General features: G+C 70.4%; 13 protein-coding genes. 4 read left to right on the forward strand and 9 right to left on the reverse strand.

Annotated elements, in window-relative coordinates; translation table 11 throughout:
- From ACGFMK_RS32695 to ACGFMK_RS32710, 4 genes are all read right to left on the reverse strand, one after another.
- Window positions 1–989: alginate lyase family protein (locus ACGFMK_RS32695; protein ID WP_392771454.1), on the reverse strand; the 989-nt coding region annotated here is incomplete at its 3' end.
- 187 nt (window positions 990–1,176) lie between these two features.
- On the reverse strand, window positions 1,177–3,432 hold the full coding sequence (locus ACGFMK_RS32700) for a glycosyl hydrolase family 18 protein (protein WP_392771457.1): 2,256 nt from the start codon (window positions 3,430–3,432) through the stop codon (window positions 1,177–1,179).
- Between the two features lie 121 nt (window positions 3,433–3,553).
- Complete coding sequence (locus ACGFMK_RS32705) at window positions 3,554–4,333, reverse strand: enoyl-CoA hydratase/isomerase family protein (RefSeq protein ID WP_392771459.1); 780 nt, start codon at window positions 4,331–4,333, stop codon at window positions 3,554–3,556.
- A 2-nt stretch (window positions 4,334–4,335) separates the two neighbouring features.
- The gene (locus tag ACGFMK_RS32710; protein WP_392771462.1) at window positions 4,336–5,247 is read right to left on the reverse strand and encodes a PaaX family transcriptional regulator C-terminal domain-containing protein; all 912 of its coding nucleotides are present in this window, start codon (window positions 5,245–5,247) and stop codon (window positions 4,336–4,338) included.
- Between the two features lie 148 nt (window positions 5,248–5,395).
- On the opposite strand from ACGFMK_RS32710, the gene ACGFMK_RS32715 reads away from it, so the two are divergent.
- The 3 genes from ACGFMK_RS32715 to ACGFMK_RS32725 all read left to right on the forward strand — a co-directional run bounded on the left by ACGFMK_RS32715 (window position 5,396) and on the right by ACGFMK_RS32725 (window position 8,618).
- Window positions 5,396–7,033 (forward strand): ABC-F family ATP-binding cassette domain-containing protein, encoded by a 1,638-nt coding sequence (locus ACGFMK_RS32715; RefSeq protein WP_392771465.1) that lies wholly within the window; start codon window positions 5,396–5,398, stop codon window positions 7,031–7,033.
- Window positions 7,030–7,512 carry a GNAT family N-acetyltransferase gene (locus ACGFMK_RS32720; protein ID WP_392771467.1) on the forward strand — a complete coding sequence of 161 codons (483 nt, stop codon included), beginning with the start codon at window positions 7,030–7,032 and terminating at the stop codon, window positions 7,510–7,512. The genes ACGFMK_RS32715 and ACGFMK_RS32720 overlap by 4 nt, the downstream gene beginning before the upstream one ends.
- A 122-nt stretch (window positions 7,513–7,634) precedes the next feature.
- On the forward strand, window positions 7,635–8,618 hold the full coding sequence (locus ACGFMK_RS32725; RefSeq protein ID WP_392771470.1) for a hypothetical protein: 984 nt from the start codon (window positions 7,635–7,637) through the stop codon (window positions 8,616–8,618).
- Between the two features lie 3 nt (window positions 8,619–8,621).
- Here ACGFMK_RS32725 and ACGFMK_RS32730 read toward each other — a convergent pair whose 3' ends face one another.
- A complete protein-coding gene (locus ACGFMK_RS32730; protein WP_392771473.1) occupies window positions 8,622–9,566 on the reverse strand; it encodes a methionyl-tRNA formyltransferase in 945 nt (314 codons plus the stop codon).
- A gap of 115 nt (window positions 9,567–9,681) precedes the next feature.
- On the opposite strand from ACGFMK_RS32730, the gene ACGFMK_RS32735 reads away from it, so the two are divergent.
- Window positions 9,682–11,004: a lysine N(6)-hydroxylase/L-ornithine N(5)-oxygenase family protein gene (locus ACGFMK_RS32735; protein WP_392771475.1), complete on the forward strand. Its 1,323-nt coding sequence runs from the start codon at window positions 9,682–9,684 to the stop codon at window positions 11,002–11,004.
- Here the strand turns inward: ACGFMK_RS32735 and ACGFMK_RS32740 are convergent.
- From ACGFMK_RS32740 to ACGFMK_RS32755, 4 genes are all read right to left on the reverse strand, one after another.
- Window positions 10,991–11,476 (reverse strand): DinB family protein, encoded by a 486-nt coding sequence (locus tag ACGFMK_RS32740; protein ID WP_392771478.1) that lies wholly within the window; start codon window positions 11,474–11,476, stop codon window positions 10,991–10,993. The genes ACGFMK_RS32735 and ACGFMK_RS32740 overlap by 14 nt on opposite strands.
- Before the next feature lie 85 nt (window positions 11,477–11,561).
- Window positions 11,562–12,374, reverse strand: coding sequence for an ABC transporter ATP-binding protein (locus tag ACGFMK_RS32745; protein WP_392771480.1), 813 nt, complete (start codon window positions 12,372–12,374; stop codon window positions 11,562–11,564).
- A 4-nt stretch (window positions 12,375–12,378) separates the two neighbouring features.
- A complete protein-coding gene (locus ACGFMK_RS32750; RefSeq protein ID WP_392771483.1) occupies window positions 12,379–13,428 on the reverse strand; it encodes a FecCD family ABC transporter permease in 1,050 nt (349 codons plus the stop codon).
- Window position 13,429: 1 nt separating this feature from the next.
- On the reverse strand, window positions 13,430–14,467 hold the full coding sequence (locus ACGFMK_RS32755) for a FecCD family ABC transporter permease (RefSeq protein WP_392771485.1): 1,038 nt from the start codon (window positions 14,465–14,467) through the stop codon (window positions 13,430–13,432).
- Between the last annotated feature and the right edge of the window lie 32 nt (window positions 14,468–14,499).

Below are 14,499 nucleotides of genomic sequence, written 5' to 3' on the forward strand. Positions count from 1 at the left end.
GACGGGACGGCTGTGCCCAGCTCGTACTTCGACTGGAAGCCCAGGGCCTGGCGCAGTCGCTCGCCGACGTCTGTTCCGTACACGTCCTGGCCCTGGATGCGCAGCGTCTCTGCGACGTCCGCGATGGCCGCTATTCCGTAGCCCGTATGGACGAAGTCGCGGCAGGTCTCCTGAGTTAGGCCGTCTACGAACGTGCTCTGGCCTTGCCAATAGCCGACGATCTGGTCGCGTGTGGACAGGCCGCTTCCCGGGACCGTCTTCGGCAAAGCGCCGTCCGAAGCCAAATAGACATAAGCGGCGACGCGGTTGCGGTAGCGGGTTACCGCCTTGTCGAAGTTCGTCTTGTCCTCGAGGAACACCGAGATGCCTACCGCGGCCTCCATCATGGACAGTTCCCAGTTGCCGTTGCTGTTGCTGCCGTTGATGATTTTGTTCAGGTAGACGTTGCGGAGCATCGTGCCGAAACGAGCCGAGTTCGGCCAGCTCGTGTACGTGTACTTGATGATCTCCGCCGCGCGGGGCCAGGACGAGCCCGCCCAGCCCGTCTGGAGGGGCGCGTTGCTGTTGGTGTGGTTGGTGATCGTCGCCGACCACGCGTCCATCAGCGCTATTGCTTTCTGGGCGTAGCGGGCGTCTCCCGAGATGTACCAGATCAGCGCGTCCGTGTACGCCGCGATCGCGTCTTCGCGCTCGTCGGTGCAGCCGAGGTTGGGGTCCGAGTACGGGCCGCATTCGACGACCGAACGCGGCTTCGGGGTGCGCGAAAGTGACGCGTACGAACTGGCTTTCGCCTGATCGTAGGCGGCTTTCCACGGCTGGGCGCCGGCGTTCACCTGCGCCTTCACGAAGTCCAGCTGCGGGCGGCTGACCAGCACGCCGGGGTGCGTGAACGTGGCCGGGGCCGCGGGGGCTGGGGTGGCGATCAGGCCCAGGGCGAGCGGGACGGCGGCGGCGAGCGTGACGACTTTCCTCCAGCGGGATGCGGACATGGTTCTCCTCGGGACGACGATGTGAGGTGGATCACCAGCGCGCTGTCTGGACAGTTTCATGGTCCAGACCATCGTCAGTCAAGAGCGGGGAAAGCCTTTCTTTGCGTCGTGAAGGAAAGAGCCGGCGAAATGTTCAGCCCGCTGAACGGAAGGCGTTTTCCGTTCAGCGGGCTGAACAATCGTGCCGCTAGCCGAGACCCGCGCTGACCGCGTTCATCAGCGTCCCGGTGTCACCCGACATCTCCCACGCCATCACGCCGAGCAGGCCGCGGGACTTCAGCCAGGTCGTCTTCGCCGCGATGGACCACGCGTCGTCGAACGTCCACCACTGGCCGCCGTTGCCGGTGTAGCACGACGTCGCGACGGCCGCGGTGTCGTGGTAGACCGTGCAGCCGGGGACGCTCGCGATGAGGTTCGAGTACCCGCGTGTCCCGGCTTCCTCGGCGAATTGCCCCGGTGCCGCGCCGGTCGCCGACTGCCACTCGCCGTGCTTCCCGCCGTCCGCGACGCCCTGCCAGCCCCGGCCGTAGAAGGCCAGGCCGAGCGTCAGCCTTCGTGGATCGACGCCCGCGTTCGTGTACGCGTTGATCGCCGCTTCGGCGCTGAAGTGGAAGTTGTACGGGTCGTCCGCGTCGGCGTACAGGTTGCCCTGGTGGCCGGTGCGGTTCGGCTCCCACGAGTTGTCGCTGCCCGAGCCGTGGAAGTCGTACCCCTGGACGTTCGCGACGTCGAGGTAGCTGAAGATCTTCGACAGGTCCCAGCCGGACGCCACCTTGGCCGGGTCTGCCGGGGTGAAGGCCTGCAGCTGGTACCGCTTGCCGGTGGTCGCGCCGTACGCGTCCAGCTGCGTGCGGAACTCGGCCATCAGCGCCGTGAGGTTGTTCTTGTCGCCTCCGCTCCAGTGGTTGCCGGGGTGGCCGTCGGCGCTGCCGGGCCACTCCCAATCGATGTCTATGCCGTCGAAGATCCCGGCCGCGGTGCCCGGGCCGCCCGCGCCGCCGTAGGACGCGATGTTGCCCTTGATCCAGGTGTCGACGCACGACGAGACGAACTTCTTGCGCGACGCGTCCGTGGCCGCGACGTCCGAGAAGTACTTCGAATACGTCCAGCCGCCCAGGGACACCAGCACCTTCAGGTTCGGGTGCTTGGCCTTGAGCTTCTTGAGCTGGTTGAAGTTGCCGCGCAGCGCCTCCCAGCCGGTGTCGGCCACGCCGTCGACGGACTGGGCCGCCGCGAACGGCCGCGAGTAGTCGGCCTCGGCGTCGCCGGCGCCGTCACCCTGGTTCGGGTCCTGCGGGTTCGCCGTCGTGCCCTTGGTGACGCCGGAGAGGCACGTCAGGTTCACCGGGTCGATGTTCTCGAACGCGTACAGCAGGTGCGTCAGCTTGGCCGCCGCGCCGGTCGTCTCGAGGTTCTTCACGAAGTACTGGCGGCCGTAGATGCCCCACTGAACGAAGTAGCCGACCTTCGCGTAGCCGGACACGATGTCGCCGGTCTTGGCCGTGACGGCGGCGCTCGGCGCGGACACGTTGTCGTAGCCGTCCCGCGCGCGAACGGTGAACGTGTACGAAGTGGACGGTGCCAGCCCGGTGACGACGGCGGCGGTCGTGGTGACCGTCGTCGCCAGGGTCGTCCCGCGGTAGACGTCGTAGCTGACGACGCCGGTGTTGTCGGTGGACGCCGTCCACGTCAGCGACACCGAAGTCGCGTCGGCGGACGTTGACCGCAGCCCGCCCGGCACGGTGGGTGCCTGCGTGTCGTTGGCCGGGTTGTTCGTCGTGACGGCGAGCGCGGTGCTCGCCGGCGACGCCGTGCCCTTCGAGTCCTTGGCCTTCACCGTGAACGAGTACGCGGTGTTCGGCGTCAGCCCGCTGATCGTGGCGCTGGTGCCGGTCACCGAGGCGGCCAAAGTCGTGCCCTGATAGACGTCATAACCCGTGACCGGAAGCGATCCGGCCGTTGACGCGTTCCAAGCCAGTGCGGCCGTGGTCGTCGTCTTCGCGACGAGCCTCAACCCAGCCGGAGCACTCGGTGGCGTGTCCGGTGAACCGTCGCAGTTCGCGTTGTCGACGCGGCACTGCGTCGGCGTCGCGGCCGCGCTGAGCCGGAACGTCGGGCTGTACGGGTAGGTGGTGCGGCCCGGCGCCAGCGTCGCGATGTAGTACGCCGGGGTCAGCGTGACCTGGGTGCCGTTCTGCGTCACGGTGCCGTTGTCGCCGGTGCTGGCGGTGACGCCGGCGGGCAGCGTGAAGGTGATCGCCCAGTTGCTCACCGACGCGGTTCCGGTGTTGGCGACGGTGTAGGTGCCGGTCGTGCCGCTCAGCGCGAGCGTCGCGGTCAGCGAACCGGCAGCGGCGGCGGGCGGGGCCAGCGCCGCGACGCCGCCCGCGGCGATCAGGAGGGCGGCGAGCGCGGAGCGTAGTCGTACGGGAATGCGTCTCATGGCGGTTCTCCAAGCGACACGAAGCAGCCGAATGTGATGGTCTAGACCACATCCGAATGTAACCCGGTGCCCGGAGATCCACGCACGCCCGAACGGCGGCAACCGTTGTCCGAACGGACTGTTAACGACCCGAGAACGTCGCCTTGCCCGGGCCGTCGGCGAGGAACGACTTCACGGCGTTGCGCAGGTCCTCGGTCTCGAACAGCTCCGCGGCGATCGCCGTGATGTGCGCGTTGGCCTCCGGGACGCCGCCGGCGGAGAAGTGGTCGAGGACGCGCTTGGTCGCCGTGTGCGCGCGGGTCGGGCCCTCGGCCAGGCGAGCGGCGAACGCCCGGGCCGCGGCGTCGAAGTCCTCGTCCGGCAGGACGCGGTTGACGACGTTCCAGCGCTCCATCGTCGCCGCGTCGTAGGTGTCGCCGGTCATGACGAACTCCTTGGCGCGCCCGACACCCGCCCGCGCGGCGAGCCGCTGGGTGCCGCCCATGGTCGGGGTCAGGCCGACGACCTTCTCGACCAGCCCGAACTTCGCGCGTGGCGCGGCCAGGATGAGGTCGCAGGCCACGGCGACCTCGAACGCCCAGGTCAGGCACAGGCCGTGCGCGGCGAACACGGTGGGGAACGGCAGCGCAGCGATCCGGTCGGGCACCGCGAGCATCTCGTCGAACAGCACCTTCGCCTCGGCGGGCGAGCCCTGGGCGTCGAACAGCGAGACGTCCACGCCGCCGCTGACGATCTTGCCCTCGGCGCGGATCAGCAGCGCCCGCGCGGGCGCGTCTTCCAGGGAACCGAGGGCGGCGGCGAGGTCGGACTGCAGGGAAGCGGTGTAGAGGTTCAACGGCGGCGCGTCGATGGTCAGGACGGCGAGCCCGCCGTCGTGGTCGAGGCGGACCTGGTCAGTCATGCTCACCCTGCTTCTTCGGCTTCGACGATGTCGTCCCAATACTGCTGGGCGTCGGGGCGCCAGTCGACGTGTTTGTGATGGAACAGTTCCCCGGCCTTCGTCCCGCTCCACTTCGAGGGCAGGAGCTCGGCGGGCAGTTGCGGGTCGAGGAACGGGAACCGCCGCCACTCGTGGACGAGCTCGGTCTGCGCCCGCAGCACCGCGCGTCCGCCGGTCGGGTGCAGGCCGGTGAAGCGGTCGATGAAGTCCTCGTAGCGGTCCTTCAGCTCGGTGAGGTCCCACGACCGGGCGACCATCGTCTCCTGCTCGCCGACCTCGCCGTAGGTCGAGGTGAACGACATGGCCTGCGCCTCGAGACCCAGATCGGTGACGATCTGCTGGGCCTCGCGCTGACGGGACAGGTCCGGGCTGACCCAGACGCCGGCGACCGGCGAGCCGAAGCCCGCCCAGGTCAGGCGGGTGCGCAGCCGGTGGCGCAGGTCGCGCTTGGCCTCCGGCACGGAAACGATCAGCATCAGCCACTGCCCGTTCCACGGACGCTCTTCGCGGCCGAACGCGTAGATCCGGTCGGCGCCCTCGGTCAGGAGCCGGCGGCCCGGCGGCGTCAGCGACCAGCGCACCCGGCGCCCGACGCGCTCGGAGACGACCCAGCCCTCGGCGGCGGAGCGGGCCAGCGCCTGCCGCGCCGACTTCTCCTCGATGTCGAGGATGCCCAGCACCTCGACCAGCATCGACGTCCACACCGGCTTGTCGCGGGGTAGCGCGTACTCGCCGAGCACGGTCATCAGGAGCGAGCGCGCGCTCGCGTGGCTGACCTCGCGACGGCGGCTGACCGTCGGCCGGGGCGCCGGCACGCGGCCTTCCCTCGCCTTCGGCCTGCGGCCGAGGGTGACCGGGGAAGCGGGCTCGCCCATTCGATGTTCACCGACCTCACTGCTGCGGGGACTGACAACCAAACAGGTTACCCACACTGAGTGATCAAAGCGCCACCGGACACACACAGTCGGTGTCATTTGACCATGATCTGACAGTTCACCACGTGCCCGTAGACTCGGCTACCTCATGAGCGCAACTCTCGTCGCGAAGGACCTGGCCGCGGGCCACGGCGATCGCATCCTCTTCTCCGGCCTCGATCTGGTGGTCGCGCCGGGTGACGTCGTCGGCCTGGTCGGCGTCAACGGCGCCGGCAAGTCGACGCTGCTGCGGACCCTGGCCGGCCTGGCCAAGCCGGACGACGGCGAGGTGCGGCTGAACCCGCCGACCGCCACCGTCGGGCACCTGCCGCAGGAGCCCGAACGCCGTGAAGGCGAGTCGGTGCGGGCGTTCCTGGCGCGCCGGACCGGCGTCTCGGCGGCGCAGGCCGACCTCGATCTGGCCACCGAAGCGCTCACGGCGGGCGAGGACGGCTCGGACGACCGGTACGCGACCGCGCTCGACCGCTGGCTCGACCTCGGCGGCGCGGACCTCGACGACCGCGCCGGGGAGGTGGCCGCCGACCTCGGCCTGGACGTCGACCTCGACCAGCTGATGACGTCGCTCTCGGGTGGGCAGGCCGCGCGCGCGGGCCTGGCGTCGCTGCTGCTGAGCCGCTACGACGTCTTCCTGCTCGACGAGCCGACCAATGACCTCGACCTCGACGGTCTTGCCCGGCTGGAGCGGTTCGTCACCGGCCTGCGCTCGGCGACGGTCCTGGTCAGCCACGACCGCGAGTTCCTGGCCCGCACGGTCGACCGGGTGGTCGAGCTGGACCTGGCCCAGCAGCAGGTCAACACCTACGGCGGCGGCTACGAGGCCTACCTGGAGGAGCGCGAGGTCGCCCGGCGGCACGCGCGTGAGGACTACGAGGAGTTCGCCGGCACCAAGGCCGCGCTCGAGGCGCGCGGGCGGATGCAGCGGGGCTGGATGGAGAAGGGCGTCAAGAACGCCCGCCGCAAGGCCCCCGACAACGACAAGCTCGGCCGCAAGTTCCGCAGCGAGGCCACCGAGAAGCAGGCGTCGAAGGCGCGGCAGACCGACCGGATGATCGAGCGCCTCGACGTCGTCGAGGAGCCCCGCAAGGAGTGGGAGCTGCGGATGGAGATCGCCGCGGCCCCGCGAGCCGGTGCGGTGGTCGCCACCCTGCGCGGCGCGGTCGTCCGGCGCGGCGGGTTCACCCTCGGGCCGGTCGACCTGCAGGTGGACTGGGCGGACAAGATCGCCATCACGGGCGCGAACGGGGCCGGGAAGTCGACCCTGCTCGCGCTGATGCTCGGCCGGCTCTCCCCGGACGAAGGCAACGCGGCGCTCGGCTCGGGTGTCGTGGTCGGCGAGGTCGACCAGGCGCGTCGGCTGTTCCTCGACGACGTCCCGCTCGCGGACGCCTTCGCGCGGCTGGTCCCGGAGCTGCCCGACGCCGAGGTCCGGACGCTGCTGGCCAAGTTCGGGCTCAAGGCCGCGCACGTGCTGCGGTCCGCCGCGACGCTGTCGCCGGGGGAGCGGACCCGCGCGGCGCTGGCGCTGCTGCAGGCCCGCGGCGTCAACCTGCTGGTGCTCGACGAGCCGACCAACCACCTGGACCTGCCCGCGATCGAGCAGCTCGAGGCGGCGCTGGACCGCTACCCCGGCACGCTCCTGCTGGTCACGCACGACCGCCGGATGCTCGACGCCGTGCACGTCACGCGCCGGTTCGAGGTTGCGGACGGCAAGGTCCGCGAGCTGTGAACCTCCGCGAGGCGACTCGCGAAGACGGCGGCTTCCTGGCCGACATGCTCGTCGAGGCGGTGAACTGGTCGCCCGAATGGAAGCGCAAGAGCAAGCGGCGGGTGCTGGCGGCGCCGAACACCGCGCACTACGTCGCCGGGTGGCCCCGGCCGGACGACCTGGGCGTGGTCGCCGAGGTGGACGGCGAATCCGTCGGGGCGGCTTGGCTGCGCTTCTTCGCGGCGGACGACCCGGGGTACGGGTTCGTGGCCGCCGACGTCCCCGAGTTGTCGCTCGGTGTGGTGGCCGCTTGGCGCGGGCGGGGCGTCGGCCGTGCGCTCATGCGGGCCGTCGAGAGCCGGGCTCGTACGGCGGGCATCGGGCGGATCAGCCTGAGCGTCGAACGGAAGAACTTCGCGCAGCGCCTGTACCTGGCGGAGGGCTACGAGGTCGTCGCCGAGGGGTCGCCGGACTCGGACACCATGGTCAAGGTGCTCTGACCTTTACCCGGCTCCGCCGAAAGGGTGGCATCCGCGCGGGATTTCGCGGCCGCCGCGACGATCCGTAACAGAGTCCCGCGCGTGGCGGATTCCGGGAGAAACCATTCGGGGAGGTCACCGCAATGACGGATTTCGAGGAGAAACCGACTGTCGTCGAATCGCCGTCCGTGCACGACTTGATCGTCGCGCACCAGGGTGACCGGTCGAATTTCGCTCGGCTGCGCGCGGAGTTCGAAAAGAACCAAGGCCGGATCCTGGAGGAGTATTACGCGCTCAACTTTCCCGCGGCGCTGTTGCTGGTGGCCCAGCGGCGGCCGGGCTGGCCGCCGCGGGTCGTCCACAAGACGAGACTCTTCTACGACCCGAGCCGGAGCACACCCGAGTTCGACGACGTCTTCCGGTCCGCGCGCCAGGTGGAACGCAAGTACGCGGTGCTCTTGCACGGGCGGGTGCAGGAGATCCTGACCCAGGGCAGCTACACCACCGGCGCGCACCTGCTCGCGGTGCTCGACGCGATGTCCGCCCCGGAAGCTCCGCCGGAACAGAAACCGGGTCGCATCTCGAGCGCGGCGGCGTCGGCGAAAAAGGAAACCAAACAGATCGAACGGTACGCCTACGTCGCCGCGATGAAGTCGGCGCTGATCAGGTACCTTTCCGGCATCTTCGTCGGCGCGATCGTGGTGGCACTCTGCGTCTACTTCGCCGATTTCGTACCGCTGACCGTCGAAAACGGGGCGCCGGTCGCGGTCTGCCTGGCCTGCGGCGGGATCGGGGCGATCGTGAGCGTCATGGTGCGCATCACGAACCGGCGGAAGGTCCAGGTCGGCATCGACCAGGGCCGGTTCGTGACGGTGCTGTCCGGCGCTTTCCGGTCGATCATCGGCGCGGTTTTCGGGGCGGTCCTGTTCGTGCTCGTGGCCGGCGGGCTGATCCCGATCGCGACCCCCGGCGCGGCGGATCAGGTCTCCCTGTTCTTCGCCGGGCTCGCGTTCTTGGCCGGGTTCAGCGAGCGGTGGGCCCAGGACACCATCGTCCGCACCCTGCCCGGCACGCCGGACACCGCGGACCCGCGGATCACCGACGCCGGGCCGGGCAAGGACGGCTGACGGTCACGGCCGGTCGGTCAGGTACCCGCCCATGGTCGTGAAGTACTCGGCCGCCGGCAGCTCGGTGCCGTCGGCCGTGCGGACCCGCTCCACCCGCAGGCCGGGGGACTGGCCGCGCCGGGCGTCCGGGCCCGCGACGATCACCACGCCGTCAGCCTCCCTGATGAAGATGCGGCCCGGCGTTCCGCCGTAGTGCCCCTGCGACACCGACGCCTTCGTGATCCGCAGCTGTTCGCCGCGGTGGTAGGCGAACGCGTTCGGGTACGGGTCGGACTGGGCGCGCACCAGGCGCTCGATGTCCTCGACCGGCCACGTCCAGTCGATGAGGCTGTCGCGCGCGGCGCGCTTGTGGAAGAAGCTGGCCTTCGACCGGTCCTGTGGCACCGGCGTGTAGCCCGTCTCGATGAGCTGGATCGCCTCGGCGGTGATCGGCGCGATGAGGTCCACGGTGCGGTGGAACAGGTCCGTCGTGGTGTCGGCCGGGCCGACCGGGATCGCGCGCTGCAGCACGATGTCGCCCGCGTCCAGCTCGCCGTCCATCATGTGGGCGGTGACGCCGACCTCGGGCTCGCCGTTGATCAGCGCCCAGATCAGCGGGGAGAACCCGGCGTAGGACGGCAGCAGCGAGTCGTGGATGTTGAGGGTGCCGTGGCGCGGCAGGTCGAAGATCTCCGGCGGCAGCCACGTGCGCCAGTTGTTCGCCACGATCAGGTCGAGGTCGGCCGTCTTCAGCTCGGCCAGCAGCTCGTCGTCGTCCGGGCGGGTGCGCAGCAGGACGCGGATGCCGTTCTCCTCGGCGAGATCGGCGACCGAGTCGGCCCAGATTCGCTCGTACGCGTGGTCACTCTTCGGATGGGTGACCACCAGCGCGACCTCGTGCCCCGCGTCGACGAGCGCTTGGAGGGTCCGGTGCCCCCAGGTCTGGTAGCCGAACATCGCCACGCGCATTCGAGAGTGCCTTTCCGCAGTCGGGGGACGAACATCACCACGAACGTACTAGGCGAGGCTCGCCTAAGTTAGGTTAGGGTTCCCTGAACAGTAGCGGAGTGTGCGAGGGAGCGACATGACTGCAGAGGCCGGCGAACAGGTCCCGATCTACGACGTCGTCGGGGTGGGTTTCGGGCCTTCGAACCTGGCCCTCGCGATCGCGCTGGCCGAGCACAACGCCGGCCCGGGGGAGCCGGTGACCGCGCACTTCCTGGAGCGGCAGCCCCGTTTCGGCTGGCACCGCGGGATGCTGATCGACACCGCGACCATGCAGGTCTCCTTCCTCAAGGACCTGGTCACCATGCGGAACCCGACCAGCGGGTTCAGCTTCCTGAACTACCTGCACGCGGCCGGGCGGCTCGTGGACTTCATCAACCACAAGAACCTGTTCCCGCTGCGCGTCGAGTTCCACGACTACTTCGAGTGGGCGGCCGCGAAGGTCGACGACGTCGTCTCGTACGGCACCGAAGTCGTGTCCGTGAAGCCGGTCCACGACGGCGACGAGGTCGAGTTCTTCGACGTCGAGACCTCCGACGGCAGCTCGCTGCGGGCCCGCAACCTGGTGATGGGCACCGGTTTGCGGCCGCAGCTGCCCGAGGGCGTCACCGCGGGCGAGCGGATCTGGCACAACAGCGAGCTGCTCTTCCGCGTCGATCGCCTGCGCGGCACCGAGCCGAAGCGGTTCGTCGTGGTCGGTGCCGGGCAGAGCGCCGCCGAGGTGGCCGCGCTGCTGCACGACGAGTTCCCGCACGCGCAGGTGTGCGCGGTGTTCGCGCGCTACGGCTACAGTCCGGCCGACGACAGCTCGTTCGCCAACCGGATCTTCGACCCCGACGCCGTCGACCAGTTCTACCGCGCGGGCGAGCCGGTCAAGGACCGCCTGATGCGCTACCACGGCGCGACGAACTATTCGGCCGTCGACGTCGAGCTGATCGACGAGCTCTACCGGCGCGTCTACCGCGAGAAGGTGCTGGGCGTGGAACGGCTGCGGCTGTTCAACGTCTCGCGTCCGGTCGAGGTGGACGACACCGGCACGGCCGTCTCGGCGACCGTCGAGTCGCTCACCACGGGCGAGCGCACGGTGCTGGAGGCCGACGCCGTCGTCTACGCGACCGGGTACCGCCCCGCCGACCCGACGCCGCTGCTCGGTGAGCTGGGCGCGAGCTGCGGCCGGGACGCCGAGGGCAGGCTGCGCGTCGAGCGCGACTACCGGATCACGACGGAACCCGTGCTGCGCGGCGGGATCTACCTGCAGGGCGGCACGGAGCACACGCACGGCATCACGTCGTCGCTGCTGTCCAACACCGCGGTGCGCGTGGGCGAGATCCTCCAGTCCATTGTGGATCGGCGAGCGGCGGCCCTGCCGCGGCAGGGGGCGTACGCGGTCAGCGCGCGGTGAGCTGCTCCCGGAGGATGTCGCCGTGGCCGGCGTGGCGGGCGAACTCCTCGATCAGGAACAGGTAGACGAACCGGAGACTGACCTCGCCGACGACCGGGTGCGTCCACGTGTCGTCGAGTTCGAAGCGGGCCGCGATCTCGCGTGAGCGGGTGCTGGTCCGCTCGTACTCGGCGATCACGTCCGCCAGCGTCTCGTCGTCCGAGACGGCGAACCCGGCGTCGCCGGGGGTCGCGTGACCGTCGCACTCGGCTTCGTCCAGACCGAGCACGAGCCGCTGGAACCAGCGGCGTTCGGCGACGGCGGCGTGCTTGACCAGCCCGATCGGCGTGGTCACGGACGGGACCAGCCGCCGCCGGGCGTCAGCCTCGGACAGGCCCCGCGCGGTCTCGACGAGCGCGAGCCGGTTGCGGTCGAGCATCGTCTCGAGCAGGGGGCGCTCGGGGCCGGTGGTCTTTTCGGGCAGCACGAACATGGCTCTGCTTCCTGGAGGGGGAGTGGCCGGACGGTCCTCGGGGACGTGACGTCCGGAGCCGAGGCGGGCCGAACCCAGGATAGCGCTAGTTCGACGGCGCCGGGTGGTGGCGGCTGATCGGGATCACCATCGGCGTCCCGCTCACCGGGTCCGGGGTGATCCGGCAGCGGACGTCGAAGACCTCGTCGACCAGTTCTTCGGTGATCACCTCGACCGGCTTGCCCGAGGCCACGACCCGGCCGGCCTTCATCGCGATCACGTGATCGGCGTACCGGCAGGCCTGCGGCAGGTCGTGCAGCACCAGCACCACCGTGCGGCCTTCCTCCCGGTTGAGGTCGACGACCAGGTCGAGCACGTCGATCTGGTGCGCCAGGTCCAGGTAGGTCGTCGGCTCGTCCAGCAGCAGCACCGGGGTGCCCTGCGCGACGGCCATCGCGATCCACGCGCGCTGGCGCTGGCCGCCGGACAGCTCGTCGACCGGCCGGTCGGCCAGGTCGGTCATCCCGGTGGCCGCCAGCGCGTCGTTCACCGCGCCTTCGTCCGAAGTGGACCACTGGCGCCACCAGCTCTGGTGCGGCGCGCGGCCGCGGCCGACGAGGTCGGCCACCGTCATGCCCTCCGGCGCCACCGGCGACTGCGGGAGGATGCCGAGCCGCCGGGCGACCTCGCGGGTCGGCAGGTCGTGGATCGAGCGGCCGTCGAGGAACACCCCGCCGGACTTCGGCGTCAGCAGGCGGGCGATGGTGCGCAGCAGCGTCGACTTCCCGCAGGCGTTGGCGCCGATGATCGCCGTGATCTCACCCGGCGGGAGGTCGAGGTCGAGGCCGTCGATGACCACCCGGTCGTCGTAGGCGACCCGGAGCTGCTCCACGCGCAGCGAGGGGGCGTCCGATGTCATGTGCTCAGCCTCCGGAGCCGGATCGGTTGGCCCTGGCCAGCAGCCAGAGCAGGAGCGGGGCGCCGATGACCCCGGTGACGATGCCGACCGGCAGCGCGGACGCGGTGACCTCGCGCGCGATGATGTCGCTGCCCAGCACCACGACCGCGCCGGTGAGCGCGGAGGCCGTGATCGGCGGGGACGACAGCCGCGCGAGCCGTTGCGCGATCTGCGGTGCCGTCAGGGCGACGAACGAGATCGGGCCCGCCGACGCCGTCGCGAACGCGACCAGCCCGGCGCCGGCCAGCAGCAGCCCCAGCCGCACCGGCTGCACCGGCGTGCCGAGCCCGGCCGCCACGTCGTCGCCGAGCAGCAGTGTGCTCATCCACCGCGACAGCGCCAGCACCACCGGCAGCAGCACGCACAGCGCGCACAGCAACGGGATGACGTGCTCCCAGCCGCGGTTGGCGAGGTTGCCGACCATCCAGCCGATCGCCGCCTGCGCCTCGGTGATCTGCGCCCGGCTGAGCAGGTAGTCGGTCAGGCTGGTGCACATCGCGAAGATCCCGATGCCCACCAGCAGGATCCGGTAGCCGGTGGTGCCGCGCCGCCAGGCGAGCGCGTACACCAGCACGGCGGTGAACAGGCCGCCGAACAGCCCGAGGGTCGTCGTGCCGAGGCCGCCGCCGAAGCCGAACGAGATCCCGGCGACCACGGCGGTGGCCGCGCCCGCGTTGACGCCGATCATGTCCGGGCTGGCCAGCGGGTTGCGCGTAATCGTCTGGAACACCGCGCCGGACGCGCCGAACGCGATGCCGGCGAGCAGCCCGGTGAGCGCCCGGGGCAGCCGCAGTTCCTGGACGATGTAGCCGTTTCCGCTGTCGCTGCCACCGAAGAGACCGGACAGCACGTCGGAGACGCTCATCGGGACGTCGCCGATCGTCATGCCCACGCAGAACAGCACGAACGTCAGCACGGCGAGGACGAGGCAGACGACCAGCAGGCGCGGCCGGAACCGGCCCGACACCGGCGGTGTGGTGAGCCGGAAGGTGCGTCGCGCTGGGAGCAAGGCCACGTCAGGCCTCCGCGAGCTTGCGACGGCGAACGAGGTAGATGAAGAACGGCGCGCCGAGGAACGCGACGATCACCCCCGCCCGGATCTCACTGGGGCGCGCCAGGAGCCGGCCGAGGATGTCGGCGGCCAGCAGCAGGCAGGGCGCGAGCACCGCGGTGTAGGGCAGCAGCCAGCGGTGGTCCGGCCCGATGACGAACCGCACCGCGTGCGGGACGATCAGGCCGAGGAACACGATCGGCCCGGCGACGGCGACGGCCGCGCCGGTCAGCAGGGTGATCGCCAGCGCGCCGCGCAGCCGCAGCGGGCCGAGCTTGCGGCCGAGCGCGATCGCGACGTCGTCGCCGAGGGCCAGGCTGTTCAACGCCGGGCCGCTCGCGATCGCCAGCACCACGCCGATCACGAGGAACGGCAGGACCTGCAGCAGCGCGGAGCTGTCGACGCCGGCGAGCGAGCCGGCCGACCAGAAGCGGTAGCGGTTGAGGGCCACCGGGTCCGACAGGACCATCGCGCTGGTGAACGAGGCGAGCAGCGCCGTGACGGCGGCGCCGGCGAGCGCGAGCTTGACCGGGCTGGACCCGGCTCGGCCGCGCGTGCCGAGGAAGTAGACGACCGTCGTCGCGGCCAGGGCGCCGGCGAAGGCGAACCAGATGTAGCCGTAGGCCGAGCTGACGCCGAGCACGGTGATCGAGAACACGATGGCGAACGCGGCCCCGGCGCTGACCCCCAGCAGGCCCGGGTCGGCCAGGGGATTGCGCGTCAACGCCTGCATCACGCAGCCGGCGAGGCCGAGACCGGCACCCACCAGCACCGCGAGGAGCGTCCGCGGCATCCGGACACTGTGGATGATCACGGCGTCCGCGGAGCCGTCGTTGTGCCACAGCACCTGCCAGACGGCGCCGAACGAGATCTCCTTCGAACCCAGCCAGACGCTCAGCAGGCACAGCAGAACGAGGACCGCGAGGGCGGCGAGGAACCCGATCGCGCGGCCCGGGTGTGGCGGGCGTCGCGTGAGAGCGATACCTCCGGGGTCTGTTCGCACCGCACCTCCGACTGGTACCAATTTTAGGTAAG

Origin of the sequence: Amycolatopsis sp. NPDC049252, from assembly GCF_043197175.1 — a bacterium.
Taxonomy (GTDB): Bacteria; Actinomycetota; Actinomycetes; order Mycobacteriales; family Pseudonocardiaceae; genus Amycolatopsis.

Excerpts from the sequence above, each read along its gene's own strand:
- ACGFMK_RS32725 (WP_392771470.1), top strand. The coding sequence starts at position 7,635 with ATGACGGATTTCGAGGAGAAACCGACTGTCGTCGAATCGCCGTCCGTG.
- ACGFMK_RS32710 (WP_392771462.1), bottom strand. The coding sequence starts at position 5,247 with ATGGGCGAGCCCGCTTCCCCGGTCACCCTCGGCCGCAGGCCGAAGGCG.
- ACGFMK_RS32745 (WP_392771480.1), bottom strand. The coding sequence starts at position 12,374 with ATGACATCGGACGCCCCCTCGCTGCGCGTGGAGCAGCTCCGGGTCGCC.
- ACGFMK_RS32705 (WP_392771459.1), bottom strand. The coding sequence starts at position 4,333 with ATGACTGACCAGGTCCGCCTCGACCACGACGGCGGGCTCGCCGTCCTG.
- ACGFMK_RS32715 (WP_392771465.1), top strand. The coding sequence starts at position 5,396 with ATGAGCGCAACTCTCGTCGCGAAGGACCTGGCCGCGGGCCACGGCGAT.
- ACGFMK_RS32735 (WP_392771475.1), top strand. The coding sequence starts at position 9,682 with ATGACTGCAGAGGCCGGCGAACAGGTCCCGATCTACGACGTCGTCGGG.
- ACGFMK_RS32740 (WP_392771478.1), bottom strand. The coding sequence starts at position 11,476 with ATGTTCGTGCTGCCCGAAAAGACCACCGGCCCCGAGCGCCCCCTGCTC.
- ACGFMK_RS32730 (WP_392771473.1), bottom strand. The coding sequence starts at position 9,566 with ATGCGCGTGGCGATGTTCGGCTACCAGACCTGGGGGCACCGGACCCTC.
- ACGFMK_RS32700 (WP_392771457.1), bottom strand. The coding sequence starts at position 3,432 with ATGAGACGCATTCCCGTACGACTACGCTCCGCGCTCGCCGCCCTCCTG.